The sequence below is a fragment of the Pseudomonas rhizophila genome, assembly GCF_003033885.1.
Classification (GTDB): domain Bacteria; phylum Pseudomonadota; class Gammaproteobacteria; order Pseudomonadales; family Pseudomonadaceae; genus Aquipseudomonas; species Aquipseudomonas rhizophila.
The window spans coordinates 1,385,694-1,405,797 of record NZ_CP024081.1; the positions used below are offsets into that span (position 1 = coordinate 1,385,694).

Sequence of the window (20,104 nt, forward strand, 5' to 3'; positions counted from 1 at the left end):
CATCGCACAACCACTGTGGGAGCGAGCCTGCTCGCGATGAAGCCGGCAGCAACACCGCCAATTTGAAAGGTAAAAAACATGCTGCAACTGATCCTCGGCGGCGCCCGCTCCGGTAAGAGTCGCCTGGCCGAAAAGCTCGCCACAGACAGCCGATTGCCCGTTACCTACATCGCCACCAGCCAACCCCTGGACGGCGAGATGAACGAACGGGTCGCCCAACACCGCGCTCGCCGTCCGGCCGAATGGGCGCTGGTGGAGGAGCCGTTGGCCCTGGCGCGGGTGCTGCGCGATAACGCCGGTTCAGGGCAATGCCTGTTGGTGGATTGCCTGACCCTGTGGCTGACCAATCTGCTGATGCTCGACAACCTCGAGCAGTTGACGGCCGAGCGTGACGCTTTGCTGGAGTGCGTTGGCGCGCTGCCGGGCGAAATCATTTTTGTCAGCAACGAGACCGGAATGGGTGTCGTGCCGCTGGGCGAGTTGACTCGCCGTTATGTCGATGAAGCCGGTTGGCTGCATCAAGCTTTGGCCGAACGTTGCCAGCGCGTCGTGCTGACCGTTGCCGGCTTGCCCCTGACTCTCAAAGGTACTGCGTTATGAATCATCGCTGGTGGCTGGACCCGTGCAAGCCCCTCGACACCCAGGCCCTGGAGCAGGCCGCGGTTCGTCAGCAACAACTGACCAAACCGGCCGGTTCCCTGGGGCGACTCGAGGCAGTGGCGGTGCAACTGGCGGGTTTGCAAGGGCAGGTCAAGCCGAGCCTGGATCAACTCTGGATCGCAATTTTCGCAGGTGATCATGGTGTGGTGGCCGAAGGCGTATCGGCCTATCCCCAGGAAGTCACCGGGCAGATGCTCCTCAATTTCGTCAGCGGCGGCGCGGCGATCAGTGTACTGGCGCGGCAACTGGGCGCCTCGTTGGAAGTGGTTGACCTGGGCACTGTGACGCCTTCGCTGGCGCTACCCGGTGTGCGGCATCTGAACGTGGGGCCAGGTACCGCGAATTTCGTGCAGGGGCCGGCGATGACCGTGACCCAAGGCGAGCAGGCATTGCTGGCCGGACGTGACAGTGTGTTGCGTGCTGTCGCCGCCGGAACGCAGCTGTTCATCGGCGGCGAAATGGGCATCGGCAACACCACGGCGGCCAGTGCCCTGGCCTGTGCCTTGCTTGACTGCCCGGTGACTCACCTGGTCGGGCCGGGCACCGGGCTGGACGCCGCGGGTGTCAGCCGCAAGGCTCAAGTCATCGAGCGCGCCCTGGCGTTGCACGGTGCACAGCGTAACGATCCACTGCAAACACTGTTCAACCTGGGCGGGTTTGAAATCGCAGCGTTGGCTGGCGCGTATCTGGCCTGCGCCCAGCAGGGCGTTGCGGTGCTGGTGGATGGTTTCATCTGCAGCGTCGCAGCACTGGTGGCGGTGCGTCTCAATCCTCAATGCAGGCAATGGCTGTTGTTCGGCCATCGCGGTGCCGAGCCGGGGCATCGGCACGTTCTGGAAACACTCGGCGCTGAGCCGCTCATGGACCTGGGCCTGCGCCTGGGTGAGGGCAGTGGTGCGGCGTTGGCGGTGCCGCTGTTGCGCCTGGCGTGTGATCTTCACGGGCAGATGGCGACGTTTGCCGAAGCGGCTGTGGCGGATCGCCCGGCATGACTTTGCACCTGGACCTGCTGCGCCACGGCGAGACCGAACTGGGCGGCGGGCTGCGTGGCAGCCTCGACGATGCCTTGACGGACAGGGGCTGGCAGCAGATGCGCGAGGCGGTCGCGGCGCGCGGGCCCTGGGATCGGCTGGTGAGTTCGCCGTTGCAGCGTTGCGCCCGTTTCACTGAGCAACTCGGCGTCCAGCTCGATGTGCCGGTGCACCTGGACAAGGGTCTGCAGGAGCTGCATTTCGGCGCCTGGGAAGGCTGCAGCGCGGCGGCGTTGATGGACACCGACGCCGAGGCGCTGGGCCGCTTTTGGGCCGATCCCTACGCATTCACCCCGCCAGACGGCGAGCCGGTGCTGGAGTTTTCGAAGCGAGTCCTGGCGGCGGTTGAACGCCTGAGGACCGCGTATGCAGGGCAGCGCGTATTGCTGGTCAGCCATGGCGGGGTGATGCGCTTGCTGCTGGCGCGAGCCCGGGGTCTGCCTCGGGAGCAGTTGCTCAATGTAGAAGTGGCTCATGGCGCGCTGTTTTCTCTTCGGGTGTCGCCTGGTTCGGTGTTGAAGGAAGAGGGCTGAAGATGCTGGCGTTCTGGATCGCCTTGCAGTTCCTGAGCAGCCTGCCGGTTCGCTTGCCGGGCATGCCTGAGCCTGCGCAGTTGGGGCGTTCGTTGCTGTTTTATCCGCTGGTAGGTCTGTTGTTCGGAGGCTTGTTGTGGGGGCTTGATGCCCTGTTGCTTGGCACGCCGCTGCTGCTCCATGGAGCCCTGTTGCTCACCGCTTGGGTGCTGCTTAGCGGCGGCCTGCACCTGGACGGGCTGGCCGACAGCGCGGATGCCTGGCTCGGCGGTTTTGGCGATCGCGAGCGTACGCTGCTGATCATGAAAGACCCTCGCAGCGGGCCGATTGCGGTGATTACGCTGGTGTTGGTGCTGCTGCTCAAATTCGCCGCATTGCTGGCCCTGATCGAGCAGCGACAAACCCTGGCATTGATCATCGTGCCGGTGTTGGGGCGTGGCGCGTTGCTGGGGTTATTCCTGACCACCCCATACGTGCGTGCCGGCGGGTTAGGGCAGGCGCTCGCCGACCATCTGCCGCGCCACAGCGGCTGGCAGGTATTGCTGGCCTGTGCGCTAGGGGGCCTGCTGGTGGCGGGCTGGGTCGGGGTATCGGCGCTGGTCATCGCTCTAACGGTATTTATCGGGTTGCGCCAGATGATGTTGCGCAGGCTGGGAGGGTGTACCGGGGATACGGCAGGCGCCTTGCTGGAGCTGCTTGAAATGGTGGTGTTGGTGGGGCTGGTGCTGATCTGGAATTGAGCGCTACCTGTCTGGCTGGGGATTCAGTTTGAAATTTCCTGAATTAAAATTTGCATTCCCTTAATCGCGGGTATATACACGCACTATGCTTGCCTCCCAATGTTTGTGCATCAACCTGCGTCGCGCCGCTCGGGGCGTCAGCAGGTATTACGACGGCGCCCTCGACGGCTTCGGGATCAACGTCGCCCAGTATTCCTTGCTGAGCAACCTGGCGCGCCTGGACCAACCGAGTATCTCTTCCCTGGCCGAGGCCATGGGCCTGGACCGCAGCACCCTGGGGCGCAACCTGCGGGTACTGGAAGGTGAGGGGCTGGTGGCGCTGGCCGAAGGTGAAGACTTGCGCAATCGCATTGTCGAACTCACTGAAGCCGGGCATGCCCGGCTGGCGGCGGCGTTGCCGGCCTGGGAAGCGGCGCAACAACGATTGATCGATAAGCTGGGCGCCGAAAAGCGCGCAACGTTGCTGGCCTTGCTGGATGAACTGGCGTGAAGCCGGTTCGTTCGAAGATAAGCGGGTATATACCCGTGACCGGAGAATAAAATGACATCGATGTGGCGTACCTGTGGTTGGGTTCTGGTGGGCGGCGCGCTGATCCTGGCGTTGTCCCTGGGTGTACGGCATGGCTTCGGGCTGTTTCTGGCGCCGATGAGTGCCGAGTTTGGCTGGGGTCGTGAGGTGTTTGCCTTCGCCATTGCCTTGCAGAACTTGATCTGGGGCTTGGCGCAACCTTTTACCGGGGCGCTGGCCGACCGCTTCGGTGCCGCGAAAGTCGTGCTCATCGGTGGCGTGCTGTATGCCCTCGGTCTGGTCTTCATGGGCATGGCCGACTCGCCATGGTCGCTTTCATTGAGCGCGGGTCTGTTGATTGGTATCGGTCTGTCCGGCACGTCGTTTTCGGTGATCCTCGGCGTGGTCGGGCGTGCTGTGCCGCCGGAAAAACGCAGCATGGGCATGGGGATCGCCAGCGCTGCCGGCTCCTTCGGCCAATTCGCCATGTTGCCTGGCACGCTGGGGCTGATTGGCTGGCTCGGCTGGTCTGCCGCGCTGTTGGCGCTGGGGCTGCTGGTGGCGCTGATCGTGCCGCTGGTGAGCATGCTCAAGGACACCCCTGCGCCGCTGACCGGTCATGAGCAAACCTTGTCCGAAGCGCTGCGCGAGGCCTGCAGCCACTCCGGCTTCTGGCTGCTGGCGGTTGGCTTTTTTGTCTGTGGGTTCCAAGTGGTATTCATTGGCGTGCATTTGCCGGCCTATCTGGTGGACCAGCACCTGGCGGCCAGCGTCGGCACGACCGTGCTGGCCCTGGTCGGCCTGTTCAATATCTTCGGCACCTACACCGCAGGCTGGTTGGGCGGTCGGATGTCCAAGCCGCGCTTGCTGACCGGGTTGTACCTGTTGCGGGCGGTGGTGATTGGCTTGTTCCTGTGGTTGCCGGTGACGACTACCACGGCTTACCTGTTCGGGATGGCGATGGGCTTTTTGTGGCTGTCGACGGTGCCTTTGACCAACGGCACGGTAGCGACGTTGTTTGGTGTACGAAATCTCTCAATGTTGGGTGGGATCGTGTTCCTGTTCCACCAGTTAGGTTCGTTCCTGGGGGGCTGGCTGGGTGGGGTGGTATACGACCGAACCGGCAGTTATGACTTGATCTGGCAGGTGTCGATCCTGCTCAGTCTGCTGGCGGCGGCGTTGAACTGGCCGGTGCGTGAGCGTCCGGTGGCGCGGCTGCAAGTTCAGGCAGGTGCGGCATGAGCCGCGTAGGCCCGTGGTTGATTGCTGCCGGTGCCGGCCTGCTGCTGGTGGTCGCCTGGTGGGGGTGGCATCAGGGCGGGCTGGCGTTGATGCAACTGGGTATGGGCACCTGCTGAGCGGTGGAGGCGCCGGGTAGGGGGGAGTAACGTCGGGGTCTGACGTGCTTTCAAGGAGATTGCGACATGCTGATGCGCAGGTTTGCTGTACCCGCTCTGCTGCTGGCTTTGACCGGGCACGTATGGGCCGCTGACTGCCCACCCATGCTGGAGGGCTCGCTGCCCAAGTTGCGGGCCAAGGAAAACATCGATCTGTGCCAGCGTTTCGCCGGCCAGCCGCTGGTGGTGGTCAACACTGCCAGCTTCTGTGGTTTCGCCCCGCAGTTCAAAGGTCTGGAGGCACTCAACCAGCGCTATAAAGGTGACGGTCTGCAAGTGCTGGGAGTACCGTCCAATGACTTCAAACAGGAATCCAAGGACGGCGAAGAGACGGCCAAGGTCTGCTACGTCAATTATGGCGTGACCTTCACCATGACCGAGCCCCAACCGGTACGCGGCGCGGACGCCATCCCGTTGTTCAAGCATCTGGCCGAACAGTCCGGGGCACCGAAATGGAACTTCTACAAGTATGTCGTGGACCGCCAGGGTAAAGTCGTCGCCAGCTTCTCCAGTCGGACCAAACCCGACGATCCTGAATTCATCCAGGCGGTAGAAGCGGCCATCGCCTCCCGCCCCTGATCGCCAGTCACGAAAAAGCCCCGCCTCTTTGCAGAGTGCGGGGCTTTTTTTCGCTTCAGATGGCGAGGGGTTCAGGCCCGCCATGAATCATCAGAAACGGTAGGTTGCACCGACACCGAAGCCATTTGCGCTGTTTTCGTATTCAGCGTTGTAGGACTGGCCCAGAGCGTTGCTGTGATTGACGCTGACTTTCTCTTCCTTGAGATAGGAATACGCCACGTCGATGGTCAGGTCTTCGGTCGGGCTCCAACCTGCACCCAGGCTGAAGATGGTCCGGTCGCCGGTAGGGATGCGTGGCGAGCGGTCGATGTTGTTGGTAGGTGACTGGTCGAAAGTCAGGCCGGTACGCAGCACCCACTGTTTGTTCAACTGGTAGGACGTACCGATGGCGTAGGCCCAGGTGTCATGCCAGTTCTGTTCCTCGGTAATGGTGCCAAGGAACGCAGGGGCCAGTGCACCACCGTTTGCAGGCGTGACGCCTTCGTTGTCCACGGTGATTTCTTTCAAGCGGCTCCAGCGAGTCCAGGTGCTGCCGGCATAAAGGGTCCAGGCATCGTTGAGCTGCTGGGTGACCGAAAAGTCCACCGATTCAGGTGTCGTGATGTCCAGCGAAGCGTCATAACGCGCCCCGCTCAGGAACCCGGCAGGAGTGCCGGCACCCGGGCTTACCTTGGTGTGGCCTTCAAGTTTGTACTTGACCTTGGAGTGGTAGGTCAGGCCAACACGAGTGGTGTCGGTCGCCTGGACCAGCACGCCGATATTGTAGCCATAGCCAATGTCGTCGCCCTTGATCTTCACTTCGCCATCGTTCGGTGAAAGCGGCGTGGTCAGGGTCGATTCCAGTGCGCCGGAAATGTGGTTGATGGTCGGGCCGAAACCGATCGACACCTTGTCGTTGAAGGCGTAGCTGACGGTGGGCTGGAAGGCGACGACTTTCACTTCGCTCTTGCTGCCGAAGTTGCGACCCTGGAAGCTGCTTTCATAATCGGTGATCAGGCCGAACGGTGCGTATACACCCAGGCCGAAAGCCCATTGATCATCGATAGGCTTGACGTAATAGCCCATCGGAACGGCAGTGAACGGCACCATGTCGCCCTTGTTGGTGCCCGATTGGCTACCGCTGGCGTCGTTGATGTCGGTGGACGCGTCGATAGCGGCCATACCGCCCGTAACTTGCTGGCGCTTGAGGCGCGACATGCCGGCCGGGTTGCCAAACACAGTGCTTGCATCATCGGCAGAGGAAGAACGCCCAGCGAAACCGGTGCCCATGCCACTGATGCTTTGTTCGTTCAAGGCAAAGCCACTGGCGAAAATCTGCGTGGATGCCAAGGTAACGGCAAGGCCAAGGGTGGTTTTGAGCATCATTTTTTTCATTGTTAGAACTCCAGGTGATCACCGGGGCGAAAATTACCAACATTTTCGTTTAAGCGCTATAGGCTGTATGGCTTGATTTAGAGCGGTTTTGTAGGACAATCAGACCAAATTCGCGGCTGTTGTAGGAACTTTCCAGATCTGACCTTAGCAGGCGACCTGATTCAGCGGCGAAACACAACTTTGCCAGGCGCAGGTGAAATCCCGCAGGCGCCCTTGAGGGTGAAATGTCTGGCGCCAGATCCGGGCCATGCCTAACAGGTCATCGGCTTCAGGAAGCGCGAGGTTCTGTTCCTCCACCAAAAGCCAGGCAATGGCGGTGGCGTAACGCAGATTGACGGTCAATTCCAGGTGCGGGCCGCTGAGAAAGGCGTGCTGGCTGGCCAGGCCCCGAACCAGGCTGGCTCGTTCCGGATCCAGAGCCAGGTAATGGTCCCAGAGCGCCCGGTGGCGGGGTTCGGGAATGCGGTACAGGCCGTGCCCGCGACGGTCATGCAGGGCTGATCCCAGGGCGGACTGGCTGGCGGCAATCCCCAGCAACAAGGATTCCGCCGTTGCACTGTGGCGCTCCAGGTACAGGAGCGTCGGGCGGATCACATATCGACACAGTTCGCTGGCAGCGATACCCATAAAACCCTCGAAACGTGAAAGGGGCAGAGCCTGAAATGGGTGTGGGCTTGGCAGCGGTGGTTCGGTTCAGGCTCCGCCGGAAGCGGATCATGCCGCTTGACTTGAAGTGTAGTGTCATATTCCCGCTGTAAAGGACTGTTTTTAAAACATCTTCGCCGAACGGTTATAACCGTTATATCCCCCGGTGCTTAAGCCGTTGCGCTTTATCGAGAAATTCTGGGCAATAAAAAACCCCGCTTTTGGGGCGGGGCCTTAGGGTTTCAGCCTTTGCGGCGTATCAGGCAACCAGTGCCTGACGGGTACGCTCGATCACGGCCTGCAGCGGTTCTGCGCTGGAGTACTGATCGGGGTACAGGCGTTCGCTGTGACGGGCGATGCCATGTTCGTTGACCAGCGTGAAGCTGAAGCAGCCTTTGCGAGCGGCCATGATCAGGCAGTTCATTGGGGCAAAAGCGTTGGTTAGGGTGCGGATGGCATCCTGTGTATGGATTTGAGTCGACATGTTATGGGTGTTCCTACAAATGACACGGTTAAGAACCGTGCAACGTTAAAACGTTCCAGTAACGTCGACCACCATTGGTCGAACGAAGAACCCGACTGGAACAAAGCAGCCAGTTTGAGCGCTATATAAAGTGCGCGCTTGGGCTGGCAGGTAGGTACTTAGGAGGGCAGGCAACACATCAAGGGCAAAGGTTCTGGGCCCGGGGTGAAGATCCTGATCAATTTTGCAGGCTGGTTCGGTCAGAGTAACGAGTCTGGCAACATCCTTTGCAATCGATCAAAGGCAGTGTTGACGCAAGAATTACCTGGAAACCATCGAGGGGGTCGGTCTCTTTTTGTCGGTGAGGCTTCTCTTGAAGAAGGCTGACCGTGGAGATGTATTCGACCCGGAATTGACTTTCAGCTTGGTACTAACGCCGCGGATAGTAACGGATCGAGTGGTCGAAGGGAAGGACGATGGGAAAAAATATCCTGCCTGGTCGCCGACTGATCGCTTGTTTGCCCATCGGTGATCGGCCATAGCACAGGAACCGATCAATGGTTTTGCGCTTAGCCGACGGACAACGGCCAGCACGTCGTCAGGTTATCCCCAGGTTTTACCGCGCAAATGAGCCAAAACGGCGCAACCATATAACCATTTCACGTGTTACTTGTGCACACTCGATGCGGTGGTTGTCACCGTATTGTCATGTGGAAACAATCTGGGGTGGGTGCCTGTATCCAAAATTTAAGTCAATGAAAAACATCGCTTTTTTTTACTGGTGAAAAAATCGTCAGTTTGAGCGCAGGCCCCGTTCCACAGGGCTTACGGCGACTTCAGGGGGGGTTGTCCACTGAGTTATCCACAGCTTCTGTGGATTGTCCCAAGCGCTTGCTCTAGCACGGGCGTGCCGGATTTTTTCGACTTTACCCGTGCGAAAAAAGGAGTAGAGTGGCGCGCCTTCCTGATCTGTCCCACAGTGCTTTATGAAGTTTCGCTCAGTATCAAATCCTGTTACCTCCACACCCGCCGGTGTTACCCCACCCAAACGCATTTCGATGCGCGTGGCCGAATGGCTGCTCGACAGCCCGCGCCTTGGGGAAAACACCAGTGTCAAACACTTGGCCGGCCGTTTACTCAAGCAACCAGCCCGGGAAGGCGTGGTAGCTGCGCAAAGTCGCCTCGGTCAGCTGATGTGCCGTGAATGCGGGAACGCGCGCGATCGCCGTATTGGCCAGGATCTGCTGCGTCAGGCTGCCAGGGCCGGGGATCATCGTGCGCGCCAGGCGCTGGGTGAAATCGAAGACTGAGCTGGGCATCCCCTGGCCGCTTGGTTAACCTGCGGGCTTTATTTCATCGGCGGGAATTGTCATGGCTATGGATTTGACCAGCCTGTTGTTTGGCCTGGCGGGTGCTGCGGTGCCGTTGCTCGCCCTGGCCTGGCACCTGCAACGCCAGGCCAGCGCCGCGCAAACCGAACTCGCGTTAATGGAGGAGCGTCTGGCCACCGCCCACATGGCCCACGACGGTTTGAACGCCCAGCTCGATGCGTGCCGCGATGAAATCAGCGACCTGGGCCAGGCCAACGCCGCCCGGCAAGCCGAGCTTGCCGCCGCTTGTCGCGAAGTCGAGTTGTTGCAGATCGAACGCGACAATGCCCGAGACGCAGCCCACGCCTGGAACTTGGAGCGCGCCGCAAAAGAAGCGGAATTGCGGCGTCTTGATGCCCAGGCGGCTTCGTTGCACGCCGAACTGCGTGAGCAACAGGAAAGTCATCAGCAACGTCTGGACGACCTGCAAGGTTCGCGAGACGAGTTGCGGGCACAGTTCGCCGAGCTGGCAGGAAAGATCTTCGATGAGCGTGAGCAACGCTTCGCGGAAACCAGTCAGCAGCGCTTGGGGCAGTTGCTCGACCCGCTGAAGGAGCGCATCCAATCCTTTGAAAAACGTGTCGAGGAAAGCTATCAAGCCGAGGCGCGGGAACGCTTCTCCCTGGGCAAGGAGTTGGAACGGCTGCAACAGCTGAACCTGCGCCTGAGCGATGAAGCGACCAATCTGACCCGTGCCCTCAAAGGCCAGAAGACCCAGGGTAACTGGGGTGAGCTGATTCTGGAGCGGGTGCTTGAACACGCCGGCCTGGAGAAGGGCCGCGAGTATCAGACCCAGGTCAGCCTCAAGGGCCCGGACGGCGAACGGTTCCAGCCGGACGTGCTGATTTACCTGCCCGGCGACAAGCAGGTGGTGGTGGATTCCAAGGTCAGTCTTACGGCCTATCAACAATATGTGGCCGCCGAGGACGACAGCATCGGCCAACTCGCTCTCAAGCAGCACGTGGTCTCTTTGCGGGCCCACGTCAAAGGTCTGGCCGGCAAGGATTACAAGCGCCTGGATGGTTTGCACAGCCTGGATTTCGTGTTGTTGTTCGTACCGATCGAGGCCGCGTTTTCTGCCGCGCTGCAAGCCGAATCGAACCTGTTCCAGGAAGCCTTCGACCGCAACATCGTGATCGTCAGCCCGACGACGCTATTGGCGACGTTGCGGGTGATCGACAGCTTGTGGAAACAGGAGCGCCAGAGTCAGAACGCCCGGGAAATCGCCGAGCGGGCAGGGTGGCTGTACGACAAGTTCGTACTGTTCATTCAGGACCTGGACGAAATAGGCAGCCGTTTGCAGCAACTGGACAAAGCCTATAGTGCGGCGCGCAACAAACTCACAGAAGGGCGTGGCAATCTGATCAGCCGCAGCGAACAACTCAAATTGCTCGGCGCCCGGGCCAGCAAAAGCCTGCCAGCCGAACTGCTCGAACGGGCAATGACCGATGTCGATGGGCTGCCCGAACTGCCTGAAGAGACCGAAAAGCCTCAGGCTTGATGTAAAAACCTGGGCTTGATGCCAGGCAGTGTGTGCCTGACAGTGGGAAATCGATTCTCTACAACGGCAAATGCCGACTCAACAACGCCCTCAATGCGGCCGGTTTCACCGGTTTGGCCAAGTAGTCCAGACCCGCCGCATGCACCTGCGCCACCGTCTCGGGGCGGCCATCGGCGCTGATCACCACGCCTGGTATAGGTTCACCCATACGGCTGCGTAACCAGGCCATCAGCTCGGTTCCGGTTTCTCCATTGTCCAGGTGAAAATCCACCAGGGCCAGTTGCGGTCGGCCTCCCTCGCTGAGCAAACGCTCGCACTCCTGGCGGTTGCGCGCGGTCCACACCTGGCAGCCCCAGCGAGTGAGCAGGCTGTTCATGCCGATCAGAATGCTGTCTTCGTTATCGACACACAGCACCTGGGCGCCTTTTGGTAAATGACCGTTGAGTTCGGCTGCGGGCTTGGGCAAGGCAGTCTGCGCCTGGGCCAGCGGTACGCTGACGCTGAAGACACTGCCGCGCCCCGGCCAGGAACGCACCCGCAAGGTGTGACCCAGCACGCGGCACAGCCCGTCGGCGATCGCCAGGCCCAGGCCCAGGCCTTTTTCCGCACGGGTCTGATGGCTGTCGAGACGTTTGAACTCTTCGAAAATGACCTGCAGTTTGTCTTCGGCGATGCCCGGGCCGCGATCCCACACCTCCAGGCACAATTCGCCATTGCGACGGCGAACGCCCAGCAGTACCGGGCCTTTGGCATAGCGGAAGGCATTGGTGAGGAAGTTCTGCAACACACGACGTAGCAACTTGATGTCGCTGTCGACCCGTAGTCGTGAGCCCCGCACCCGGAATTTGAGGCCTTGTTCCTGGGCCAGTACCTTGAACTCGGCGCCCAGGGTATCGAACAGTTCGTTGAGGGCAAATGGATTGCGGTCAGGGTTGATCTTGCCGTTTTCCAGGCGGGAAATGTCCAGCAGATCGGTGATCAGGTCTTCGGCCGAGCGCAGCGAACTGTCCAGGTGGTGTACCAGTTGCCGGGCCTCGCTCGGCAAGGCGTCGTGCTGATGGGACAGCGCTGCGGAGAACAGGCGTGCGGCGTTGAGCGGCTGCATCAGGTCATGACTGACTGCTGCCAGGAAACGGGTCTTGGATTGGTAGGCCGACTCGGCGGTGCCTTTGGCTTCGGTCAGGGCCATGTTCAGTTGCGACAGTTCCCGGGTGCGTTCCGCCACCCGTTGTTCCAATCCTTCATTGGCTTCCGTCAGGGCCTGTTCGGCTTCGCGGAAAGCGGTGATGTCGGTAAAACTCATGACAAAACCGCCGCCGGGCATGGGGTTGCCGATCAGCTCGATCACCCGGCCATTGGGAAACAGCCGTTCAGAGGTGTGTGCACGGCCCTGGCGCATCCAGTGCAGGCGTCGAGCGACATGGACCTCTGCTTCGCCCGGGCCACAAAGGCCGCGCTCGGCGTTGTAGCGGATGATGTCGGCGATGGGCCGACCCACACTGATCAAACCGTCCGGATAGTTGAACAGCTCCAGGTATCGGCGGTTCCAGGCCACCAGCCTGAGGGACTGATCGACCACGCTGATGCCTTGGGTGATGTTTTCGATGGCACCTTGCAGCAGTGCACGGTTGAATTGCAGTACTTCCGAGGCTTCATCCGCGATTCGGACCACATCCTCCAACTGCATCTCCCGACCTTCAATCGCGGCTTTTACTACTGCGCGCGTCGACGAAGCCCCCAGCACACCCGCCAGGAGCCGTTCGGTGTGGGCGATCCATTCGCTGTCGGCATTCTGGTTCGGGTTGAAGCCTTTGCCCTGGCGGTAGGCAAAGCGAATGAAACTCTGGCGCGCCCGTTCTTCGCCAACGAAGCGCGCGGCCAGTTGCAACAGGTCATCTATGTGCACCGCCAGCATCGAGCGGGGGTTGGGGCGGGCGCTGATTTCCTGGCCGATGAAGCGTCCGGCCTGCCAGTGTTCCGACACGCGGGTGCGCGACAGTACGGAGATCCAGGCAAACAGGGTGAAGTTACCGGCCAGGGATAACACGACCCCTTGGGTCAGCGGTGAAATCGGCAGGTTCAAGGGGTTGCCATGCAGCCACGCAAGCCCCGGGAAACTGTTCAGCGACCAGCCCAGGCTGTGGGCCGCGATCGGCAACACCAAGGTGTAGAACCACAGGAAAATCCCCATGGCGAGGCCGGCGAACACCCCGCGACGGTTGGCCTGTTTCCAGTACAGCGCGCCGAGCATGGCAGGCGCCAGTTGGGTCACGGCGGCGAAGGCGATCTGGCCGATGGTCGCCAGGCTCGCCGTCGACCCCAGCAGGCGGTAGCTGACATAGGCCAGCAGCAGGATCACCACAATGCTCACCCGGCGAACCGACAGCATCCACTGGCGAAACACTTCAAAGGGCCGCTCGGCGTTGTTGCGGCGCAACAGCCAAGGCAGCAGCATGTCGTTGGACACCATGGTGGAGAGCGCGACACTCGCCACGATGACCATGCCGGTGGCCGCCGAGGCGCCGCCAATGAACGCAAGCACCGCCAGCGCCGGGTGGGCCTGGGCCAACGGTAGGCTGATGACGAATGAATCCGGCAGCACCGAGTCGGGCAGCATCATTTGCCCGGCGAGGGCGATGGGCACCACGAACAACGCCGCCAGGGCCAGGTAGGCGGGGAACACCCACTTGGCCAGGCGCAGGTCCTGGGGCTCGATGTTCTCGACCACGGTCACGTGAAACTGCCGCGGCAAGCAGATGATCGCCATCATCGCCACCCCGGTCTGCACCACCATGGACGGCCAGTTGATGGTTTCTTTCCAGTATTGTTCCAGCCGCGGCGCGAGCATCGCCTGGTTGAACAGATCGTCGAATCCGTCGTAGAGCCCGTACGTGACAAAGGCGCCAACGGCAAGGAAGGCGAACAGCTTGACCAGCGATTCAAAGGCAATGGCCAATACCATGCCTCGGTGGTGCTCGGTGGCGTCCAGGTTGCGGGTGCCGAACACGATGGTGAACAGCGCGAGGATCAGTGAAACGATCAGCGCCGTGTCCTGGGCGCGGGTGCCCGTGGTGTCGGCCCCGGCGCCGATGAGCAGGTTCACCCCGAGCACGATGCCCTTGAGCTGCAAGGCAATGTACGGCAACACACCCACCAGGCAAATCAGGGCAATCACAATCGCCAGGGACTGGGATTTGCCATAGCGGGCGGCGATGAAGTCAGCGATGGAGGTGATGTTTTCCTGCTTGCTGATCATCACCATTTTCTGCAAGACCCACGGGGCCAGCACCAGCAACAGGATCGGCCCGAGGTAAATCGGCAGGAATGACCAGAGTTGTTCGGCAGCCTGGCCCACCGCGCCAAAAAATGTCCAGCTGGTGCAGTACACCGCCAGCGACAGGCTGTAGACCCACGCCCGCACCCGAGGGGGCAACGGTGTGCTGCGCCGGTCGCCGTAGAAGGCGATGGCGAACAGGATGGCCATATAGGCCAGGGCAACAACGGCAATCAGCCCGCTGGACAACGACATGGAAGCTCCTGAACGAAAGACCCCGGGGGCAGTGCCCGGCAGAACAGTCTCGCATGCCCGCTCGGGTTCGTCAGTGTCGACCAAGGTCGAGGCGTGTCGAGGTATCGCCGGTTGCGCTCAGCAATGGGGCATGGGGTGTGCTGGTCGGCCTCATCGCGAGCAGGCTCGCTCCCACACTGGATCTTCGGCGAAGATGGATTTTGTATTCACAACTGCTCAAATGTGGGAGCGAGCCTGCTCGCGATGGCGGTATTACTGGGCCAACGCGATATCCACCAACCGATACAACTCCTCAACCGCCAACGGCGCGGTGGCAAAGAGGATGCGAAACACCGTCGGCGCGACCACCACATTGATCAGTCGCTCGACCCCGGGGTTTGGCTCGTCAGGATAGCGATCCAGGATCGTCTGCAACTGGCCGCTGATGATTCCCACGCAATAGCCCGGCGTGGCGCAGGCCTGAATGTCGCGCATCATGTTGCGACCGGGCTCGGAGCTCATTTCGTCCAGGTACTGTTCGGCCCAGGCGCGAAGATCCCCGCGCAGGCTGCCGGTGTCCAGCGGTGCGCAGTCCGGGCGCATGCGGGCAATCGCGACGTCACCCAGCAATGCCGGCAGGTCGCCCCAGCGCCGGTAAATGGTGGACGGGGTTACGCCTGCGCGGGCCGCGATTTGCGGTACGGTCAGGGTGGCGCGGTCCTGCTCCTGGAGCAGGCTGCGAACCGCCGAATGAATCGACTCTTGTACCCGGGCGCTTCTGCCGCCGGGACGTAAACCTTCTTTAATAGCCATGGATCGGACCTTAACACAAAGAATTTGCTTTAAGCGCGCGTCGATAGCACACTCCGCAAAAGCAAAAAATTAGCTTTTGTGGATCGCCTTGTGGAGTGTGCCCATGTCCCGTCCAGCTTCGACCCGTGCCAGTTTGATATTCCTGGCGATCACCCTGCTCGGTTTCCTCGCAGCGTCCAGTGCGCCAACCCCGCTGTATCACCTCTACCAGGAACAGATGCAATTTTCCCCTGGGGTCCTGACGCTGATTTTCGGTGTGTACGCGTTCAGTCTGTTAGCGGCGTTGCTGACCGTGGGTTCGTTGTCGGATTATCTGGGACGCAAACCGGTGATTTTCGTAGCGCTGTTGCTCAACATGCTGGCAATGCTGCTGTTTATCAACGCCGACAGTATCGCCTGGTTGATCGGTGCACGGTTGATTCAGGGCTTCGCGACGGGCATGGCCACCAGTGTGCTTGGCGCTGCCTTGCTGGACTTCGATCGTCGGCAAGGTCCGCTGATCACCAGCGTCGCGCCCTTGCTGGGCATGGCTTGCGGAGCATTTGGCTGCGGCATGTTGGCCGAGTTCGCGCCGTTGCCCCTGCAACTGACGTACTGGATTCTGCTGGGATTGTTCCTGATCCAGGCCATTTACCTCTGGTTTCTGGCCGAGAGCGTCAGCCCGCAGCCCGGTGCCTGGCGATCTTTGCGCCCCACCTTGCATGTGCCGATCCAGGCACGGCGCGCCTTGTGGCTGATACTGCCCTTGAACCTGGTGGCCTGGGCGGTGGGCGGCTTCTACTTATCACTGGCGCCGTCATTGGTGCGGGCCGCAACCGGCACCACCTCCAACCTGATTGGCGGCGCGCTGGTGGCGGTGCTGACGCTCACCGGAGCGTTGAGTATCTACACGCTGCGCAACCAGATGGCCGACAAAATGCTGCGCCTGGCCGCCAGCCTGTTGATGGTCGGTCTGGCGCTGGTATTGATCGCGGTGCACGCTGCTAGCTTGCCGTTGTTCTTCGTCGGCACGCTGGTCACTGGCAGCGGTTTCGGCGCGGGCTTTCTGGGAGCATTGCGCAGCATCATGCCGTTGGCCTTGCCCCATGAACGGGCCGGGTTGATGTCAGCGTTTTATGTCCTCAGCTATCTGGCTTTCAGCCTGCCGTCGCTGCTGGCGGGAAGCCTGACCCGGGTCTTTGGGCTGATCCCGACCACCGATGGCTATGGCGCGGTGTTGATTGTGCTGTCGACCGTCGCCTTGCTCGGGCTGTCGCGTCAGGCGCGGCCAGCGCCTGGTTTGGGTTAACCTTGGCGCCTGTGTGTTTTCTTTGGGGCGATCTGGGTTGAACATCATCCGCAGCAAATCCTTCACCGGCGACCGCGCCTGGGCGGCGTTGGATATCGCCGACATGAACGGCATTACCACGCGTCTGCACTGGACCGATCAGCCCTACAAATGGCACATCAATGAAGGTCAGGAAGTCTTCGTGGTGCTCGATGGGCAAGTGCAGATGTGCTATCGGGAAGACGGTATCGAAAAAGATACCTTGCTGAGTGCGGGGGATATTTTCTATGCATCGGTGGGCACCGAACATCTGGCCAAGCCATTGGGAGAGGCGAGAATTCTGGTGATCGAGACCAAGGGCAGTATCTGATCAATATTTGCATAATCGATAATATATAGAGAAATTACCCGTTATATAGATATTCGATTTGAATCTAGCATGGCTCTATCTCGTCCCAGAGCAGGAGTTCGCCATGCCATGCTGTGCTGCAACCAACCGTTTGCGCCCACTCAGTCATTTGCCCAGGCCATTGGAAGCCATTCGCCAGTTCACACCTAACTGGTTTGCTGTCGTCATGGGCACCGGTGTATTGGCCCTGGCCCTGGCGCAATGGCCGGGGGATGTCCCAGGCCTGCGCGGCCTGGCCGAAGGGGTATGGTTGTTCAATGTCCTGTTGTTCGTGTTGTTCACTGGGCTGTACACCGCCCGTTGGGTGTTGTTCTTCGACGAGGCCCGGCGGATTTTCGGTCATTCAACGGTTTCGATGTTCTTCGGCACCATCCCCATGGGGCTGGCGACCCTCATCAATGGCTTGTTGGTATTCGGTTTGCCACGGTGGGGCGAGGGCGTGGTGCCGCTGGCGGAAACGTTGTGGTGGATCGACGTGGCGATGTCCTTGGCCTGCGGCGTGCTGATTCCGTTTTTGATGTTCACCCGCCAGGAACACCGGATCGATCAGATGACCGCCGTGTGGCTATTGCCCGTGGTGGCCGCTGAAGTCGCCGCCGCCAGTGGCGGGTTGTTGGCACCGCACTTGGCAGACGCTCATTCGCAACTGGTGATGCTGGTCACCAGCTACATCCTCTGGGCATTTTCCCTACCCGTAGCGTTCAGCATCCTGACGATTCTGCTGCTGCGCATGGCCCTGCACAAACTACCCCACGAAAACATGGCCGCCTCGAGCTGGCTGGCCCTCGGCCCGATCGGGACCGGTGCTCTGGGCATGTTGTTGCTGGGAGGCGATGCGCCGCTGATTTTTGCCGCCAATGGCTTGCCGGGCTTAGGTGAAGTCGCCGCCGGCGTGGGCGTGGTGGCCGGTATCACCCTGTGGGGCTTCGGGTTCTGGTGGATGCTGATGGCGCTGCTGATCACCGCACGCTATTTGCGCACTGGCATCCCGTTCAACCTCGGGTGGTGGGGCTTTACCTTCCCCTTGGGCGTGTATGCGCTGGCAACGCTGAAGCTGGCGAGCTTGCTGAGCCTGGGTTTTTTTACTGTGTTCGGTTGTGTACTGGTGGCGATGCTGGCGGTGATGTGGCTGATCGTCGGCCGCCGCACGGTGCTCGGCGCCTGGCACGGTGAGCTGTTCGTGTCGCCATGCATTGCGGGGCTGGCGAAATAATCGTTAAAGACAGGTAATGTGTGGCCTGGATCGAAAAACCTCATTCCAATAAGCGACCACGCCACTCAGGAACATGGAAGATGAGTCACCCCTCGCAGTTCACCTTGCTCCGCACGCGGCGTTTCCTGCCGTTTTTCATCACACAGTCCCTTGGCGCGTTCAACGACAACGTGTTCAAGCAGTCGTTGATCCTGGCGATTCTCTATCGGCTGACCATCGAGGGCGACCGCTCGATCTGGGTCAATCTGTGTGCGCTGCTGTTTATCTTGCCGTTCTTCTTGTTCTCGGCACTGGCAGGGCAGTTCGGGGAAAAATTCGCCAAGGATGCGTTGATTCGTCTGATCAAATTCGGCGAAATCGCCATCATGGCGATCGGCGCGGTGGGTTTCCTGTTCGATCACTTGTGGTTGATGCTGGCGGCGCTGTTCGCCATGGGTACCCAGTCGGCGCTGTTCGGGCCGGTGAAATATTCGATCCTGCCGCAAGCGCTGCGCGAGGACGAACTGGTCGGCGGCAATGGCCTAGTGGAGATGGGCACATTCCTGGCGATCCTCTTGGGCACTATCGGCGCTGGGATCATGATGTCCTCGGCGCATTACGCGCCGGTCGTGGCAACGTCGATTATCGTTATCGCCGTAGCCGGTTACCTGGCGAGTCGCGGCATTCCGCGGGCGGCGGCAGCTTCACCGCAGATGCGCCTGAACTGGAACATTTTCAGCCAGTCCTGGGCCACGCTTAAACTGGGCCTGGGACAAACCCCTGCGGTGTCCCGCTCCATTGTCGGCAACTCGTGGTTCTGGTTTGTCGGGGCGATTTATCTGACACAGATCCCGGCCTACGCCAAGGACTGGATGCACGGTGATGAAACCGTGGTGACCTTGATCCTGACGGTGTTCTCGGTGGGGATCGCCGTGGGTTCGATGCTGTGCGAGAAGCTGTCCGGGCGTAAAGTCGAGATCGGCCTGGTTCCCTTCGGCTCGTTCGGCCTGACCGTATTCGGGCTGCTGTTGTGGTGGCATTCCGGCGGAATTCCTGGCAGCGCCGAGGGCTACGGCTGGCTCGAAGTGCTCGGTTTCGGCCACGCCTGGCTGGTGCTGATCGACATCCTCGGGCTCGGTGTCTTTGGTGGTTTCTACATCGTGCCGCTGTACGCACTGATCCAGTCGCGCACCGCCGAGAATGAGCGGGCGCGGGTCATCGCCGCCAACAACATTCTCAACGCGCTGTTCATGGTGGTCTCGGCGATTGTCTCCATTGTCCTGCTGGGCCTGCTGGAACTGTCGATTCCCCAGCTGTTCCTGGTGGTGTCACTGCTGAACATTGGCGTGAACACCTACATCTTCAAAATCGTCCCTGAGTTCAGCATGCGTTTCATGATCTGGCTGCTGAGCCATTCCATGTACCGCGTGGAACATCGCAACCTGGATGCGATTCCCGATGAAGGCGCCGCGCTGCTGGTCTGCAATCACGTGTCCTTCGTTGACGCGTTGCTGATCGGTGGCGCGGTGCGTCGGCCGATTCGCTTCGTGATGTACTACAAGATCTACAACCTGCCAGTGCTCAATTTCATCTTTCGCACCGCCGGGACGATTCCAATTGCCGGGCGCCAGGAAGACATTCATATCTACGAAAGCGCTTTTACACGCATCGCTCAATACCTGCAGAACGGCGAGTTGGTGTGCATCTTCCCCGAAGGAAAATTGACGGCCGATGGTGAGATCAATGAGTTCAAGGGCGGACTGACGCGCATTCTTCAGGAAACACCTGTGCCGGTGATTCCCCTGGCGTTGCAGGGGTTGTGGGGCAGTTTCTTCAGTCGTGACCCGAACAAGGGGCTGTTTCGCCGGTTGTGGTCGCGGGTGACGTTAGTGGCGGGGCCGGCGGTCGCCGTTGAGGTGGCGGAACCGGCGAAGTTGCAGGCGTTGGTGGGGGAGTTGCGCGGGGCTGTCAGATAACGAGAGACGCCTTGTGAAAGTAGGTATGTGAGAGCAAAGCTTGCTCGCGATAGCGTCCTTGAGACCGCCTCGCGGGCAAGCCTTGCTCCCACAGGTCCAGCCCTACAAGCCTCTGTGTCTACAGAGATTGTTCCTGCA

At 60.5% G+C, this 20,104-nt stretch carries 18 protein-coding genes; 13 read left to right on the top strand and 5 right to left on the bottom strand.

Going from position 1 to position 20,104, the window contains the following annotated elements; all coding sequences use genetic code 11:
- Positions 1 to 78 precede the first annotated feature (78 nt).
- From cobU to CRX69_RS06480, 7 genes are all read left to right on the top strand, one after another.
- Positions 79 to 600 (top strand): bifunctional adenosylcobinamide kinase/adenosylcobinamide-phosphate guanylyltransferase, encoded by a 522-nt coding sequence (cobU, locus tag CRX69_RS06450; protein ID WP_107321741.1) that lies wholly within the window; start codon positions 79 to 81, stop codon positions 598 to 600.
- The gene (gene cobT / locus CRX69_RS06455) at positions 597 to 1,652 is read left to right on the top strand and encodes a nicotinate-nucleotide--dimethylbenzimidazole phosphoribosyltransferase (RefSeq protein ID WP_107321742.1); all 1,056 of its coding nucleotides are present in this window, start codon (positions 597 to 599) and stop codon (positions 1,650 to 1,652) included. The genes cobU and cobT overlap by 4 nt, the downstream gene beginning before the upstream one ends.
- The gene (cobC, locus tag CRX69_RS06460; RefSeq protein ID WP_076383763.1) at positions 1,649 to 2,224 is read left to right on the top strand and encodes an alpha-ribazole phosphatase family protein; all 576 of its coding nucleotides are present in this window, start codon (positions 1,649 to 1,651) and stop codon (positions 2,222 to 2,224) included. Before cobT ends, cobC begins: the two co-directional genes overlap by 4 nt.
- A 2-nt stretch (positions 2,225 to 2,226) precedes the next feature.
- Complete coding sequence (locus tag CRX69_RS06465; protein ID WP_107321743.1) at positions 2,227 to 2,964, top strand: adenosylcobinamide-GDP ribazoletransferase; 738 nt, start codon at positions 2,227 to 2,229, stop codon at positions 2,962 to 2,964.
- Positions 2,965 to 3,049: 85 nt separating this feature from the next.
- Positions 3,050 to 3,454: a MarR family winged helix-turn-helix transcriptional regulator gene (locus tag CRX69_RS06470; protein ID WP_047228709.1), complete on the top strand. Its 405-nt coding sequence runs from the start codon at positions 3,050 to 3,052 to the stop codon at positions 3,452 to 3,454.
- Between the two features lie 51 nt (positions 3,455 to 3,505).
- Positions 3,506 to 4,714, top strand: coding sequence for an MFS transporter (locus CRX69_RS06475; protein ID WP_076383765.1), 1,209 nt, complete (start codon positions 3,506 to 3,508; stop codon positions 4,712 to 4,714).
- Between the two features lie 182 nt (positions 4,715 to 4,896).
- On the top strand, positions 4,897 to 5,448 hold the full coding sequence (locus CRX69_RS06480) for a glutathione peroxidase (protein WP_047228707.1): 552 nt from the start codon (positions 4,897 to 4,899) through the stop codon (positions 5,446 to 5,448).
- Between the two features lie 90 nt (positions 5,449 to 5,538).
- Here CRX69_RS06480 and CRX69_RS06485 read toward each other — a convergent pair whose 3' ends face one another.
- From CRX69_RS06485 to CRX69_RS06495, 3 genes are all read right to left on the bottom strand, one after another.
- Entirely contained in the window at positions 5,539 to 6,822 is a 1,284-nt protein-coding gene (locus CRX69_RS06485) for an OmpP1/FadL family transporter (RefSeq protein ID WP_047228706.1), read from the bottom strand.
- 144 nt (positions 6,823 to 6,966) lie between these two features.
- Positions 6,967 to 7,449 (bottom strand): hypothetical protein, encoded by a 483-nt coding sequence (locus CRX69_RS06490; RefSeq protein ID WP_047228705.1) that lies wholly within the window; start codon positions 7,447 to 7,449, stop codon positions 6,967 to 6,969.
- Between the two features lie 277 nt (positions 7,450 to 7,726).
- The gene (locus CRX69_RS06495; protein WP_007898912.1) at positions 7,727 to 7,951 is read right to left on the bottom strand and encodes a hypothetical protein; all 225 of its coding nucleotides are present in this window, start codon (positions 7,949 to 7,951) and stop codon (positions 7,727 to 7,729) included.
- 965 nt (positions 7,952 to 8,916) lie between these two features.
- Here CRX69_RS06495 and CRX69_RS06505 point away from each other — a divergent pair.
- Positions 8,917 to 9,240, top strand: coding sequence for an SEL1-like repeat protein (locus CRX69_RS06505; protein ID WP_076383767.1), 324 nt, complete (start codon positions 8,917 to 8,919; stop codon positions 9,238 to 9,240).
- Positions 9,241 to 9,418: 178 nt separating this feature from the next.
- The gene (locus tag CRX69_RS06510) at positions 9,419 to 10,801 is read left to right on the top strand and encodes a DNA recombination protein RmuC (protein ID WP_177513934.1); all 1,383 of its coding nucleotides are present in this window, start codon (positions 9,419 to 9,421) and stop codon (positions 10,799 to 10,801) included.
- Between the two features lie 58 nt (positions 10,802 to 10,859).
- Here CRX69_RS06510 and CRX69_RS06515 read toward each other — a convergent pair whose 3' ends face one another.
- On the bottom strand, positions 10,860 to 14,330 hold the full coding sequence (locus CRX69_RS06515; RefSeq protein ID WP_047228702.1) for a hybrid sensor histidine kinase/response regulator: 3,471 nt from the start codon (positions 14,328 to 14,330) through the stop codon (positions 10,860 to 10,862).
- A gap of 252 nt (positions 14,331 to 14,582) precedes the next feature.
- Positions 14,583 to 15,122, bottom strand: coding sequence for a TetR/AcrR family transcriptional regulator (locus tag CRX69_RS06520; protein WP_076383769.1), 540 nt, complete (start codon positions 15,120 to 15,122; stop codon positions 14,583 to 14,585).
- A gap of 103 nt (positions 15,123 to 15,225) precedes the next feature.
- Between CRX69_RS06520 and CRX69_RS06525 the strand changes: the two genes are divergently transcribed.
- From CRX69_RS06525 to CRX69_RS06540, 4 genes are all read left to right on the top strand, one after another.
- Complete coding sequence (locus CRX69_RS06525; protein ID WP_107321745.1) at positions 15,226 to 16,410, top strand: MFS transporter; 1,185 nt, start codon at positions 15,226 to 15,228, stop codon at positions 16,408 to 16,410.
- Between the two features lie 37 nt (positions 16,411 to 16,447).
- Positions 16,448 to 16,759 (top strand): cupin domain-containing protein, encoded by a 312-nt coding sequence (locus CRX69_RS06530; protein WP_076383771.1) that lies wholly within the window; start codon positions 16,448 to 16,450, stop codon positions 16,757 to 16,759.
- Positions 16,760 to 16,862: 103 nt separating this feature from the next.
- Positions 16,863 to 18,011, top strand: coding sequence for a TDT family transporter (locus CRX69_RS06535; RefSeq protein ID WP_076383772.1), 1,149 nt, complete (start codon positions 16,863 to 16,865; stop codon positions 18,009 to 18,011).
- An 80-nt stretch (positions 18,012 to 18,091) separates the two neighbouring features.
- Positions 18,092 to 19,966, top strand: coding sequence for an MFS transporter (locus tag CRX69_RS06540; protein WP_107321746.1), 1,875 nt, complete (start codon positions 18,092 to 18,094; stop codon positions 19,964 to 19,966).
- Positions 19,967 to 20,104: the final 138 nt, after the last annotated feature.

What these genes read in the sequence shown, in the direction of transcription:
- cobU (WP_107321741.1), top strand. Translation starts at nt 79, where the DNA reads ATGCTGCAACTGATCCTCGGCGGCGCCCGCTCCGGTAAGAGTCGCCTG.
- cobT (WP_107321742.1), top strand. Translation starts at nt 597, where the DNA reads ATGAATCATCGCTGGTGGCTGGACCCGTGCAAGCCCCTCGACACCCAG.
- cobC (WP_076383763.1), top strand. Translation starts at nt 1,649, where the DNA reads ATGACTTTGCACCTGGACCTGCTGCGCCACGGCGAGACCGAACTGGGC.
- CRX69_RS06465 (WP_107321743.1), top strand. Translation starts at nt 2,227, where the DNA reads ATGCTGGCGTTCTGGATCGCCTTGCAGTTCCTGAGCAGCCTGCCGGTT.
- CRX69_RS06470 (WP_047228709.1), top strand. Translation starts at nt 3,050, where the DNA reads ATGCTTGCCTCCCAATGTTTGTGCATCAACCTGCGTCGCGCCGCTCGG.
- CRX69_RS06475 (WP_076383765.1), top strand. Translation starts at nt 3,506, where the DNA reads ATGACATCGATGTGGCGTACCTGTGGTTGGGTTCTGGTGGGCGGCGCG.
- CRX69_RS06480 (WP_047228707.1), top strand. Translation starts at nt 4,897, where the DNA reads ATGCTGATGCGCAGGTTTGCTGTACCCGCTCTGCTGCTGGCTTTGACC.
- CRX69_RS06485 (WP_047228706.1), bottom strand. Translation starts at nt 6,822, where the DNA reads ATGAAAAAAATGATGCTCAAAACCACCCTTGGCCTTGCCGTTACCTTG.
- CRX69_RS06490 (WP_047228705.1), bottom strand. Translation starts at nt 7,449, where the DNA reads ATGGGTATCGCTGCCAGCGAACTGTGTCGATATGTGATCCGCCCGACG.
- CRX69_RS06495 (WP_007898912.1), bottom strand. Translation starts at nt 7,951, where the DNA reads ATGTCGACTCAAATCCATACACAGGATGCCATCCGCACCCTAACCAAC.
- CRX69_RS06505 (WP_076383767.1), top strand. Translation starts at nt 8,917, where the DNA reads ATGAAGTTTCGCTCAGTATCAAATCCTGTTACCTCCACACCCGCCGGT.
- CRX69_RS06510 (WP_177513934.1), top strand. Translation starts at nt 9,419, where the DNA reads ATGGAGGAGCGTCTGGCCACCGCCCACATGGCCCACGACGGTTTGAAC.
- CRX69_RS06515 (WP_047228702.1), bottom strand. Translation starts at nt 14,330, where the DNA reads ATGTCGTTGTCCAGCGGGCTGATTGCCGTTGTTGCCCTGGCCTATATG.
- CRX69_RS06520 (WP_076383769.1), bottom strand. Translation starts at nt 15,122, where the DNA reads ATGGCTATTAAAGAAGGTTTACGTCCCGGCGGCAGAAGCGCCCGGGTA.
- CRX69_RS06525 (WP_107321745.1), top strand. Translation starts at nt 15,226, where the DNA reads ATGTCCCGTCCAGCTTCGACCCGTGCCAGTTTGATATTCCTGGCGATC.
- CRX69_RS06535 (WP_076383772.1), top strand. Translation starts at nt 16,863, where the DNA reads ATGCCATGCTGTGCTGCAACCAACCGTTTGCGCCCACTCAGTCATTTG.
- CRX69_RS06540 (WP_107321746.1), top strand. Translation starts at nt 18,092, where the DNA reads ATGAGTCACCCCTCGCAGTTCACCTTGCTCCGCACGCGGCGTTTCCTG.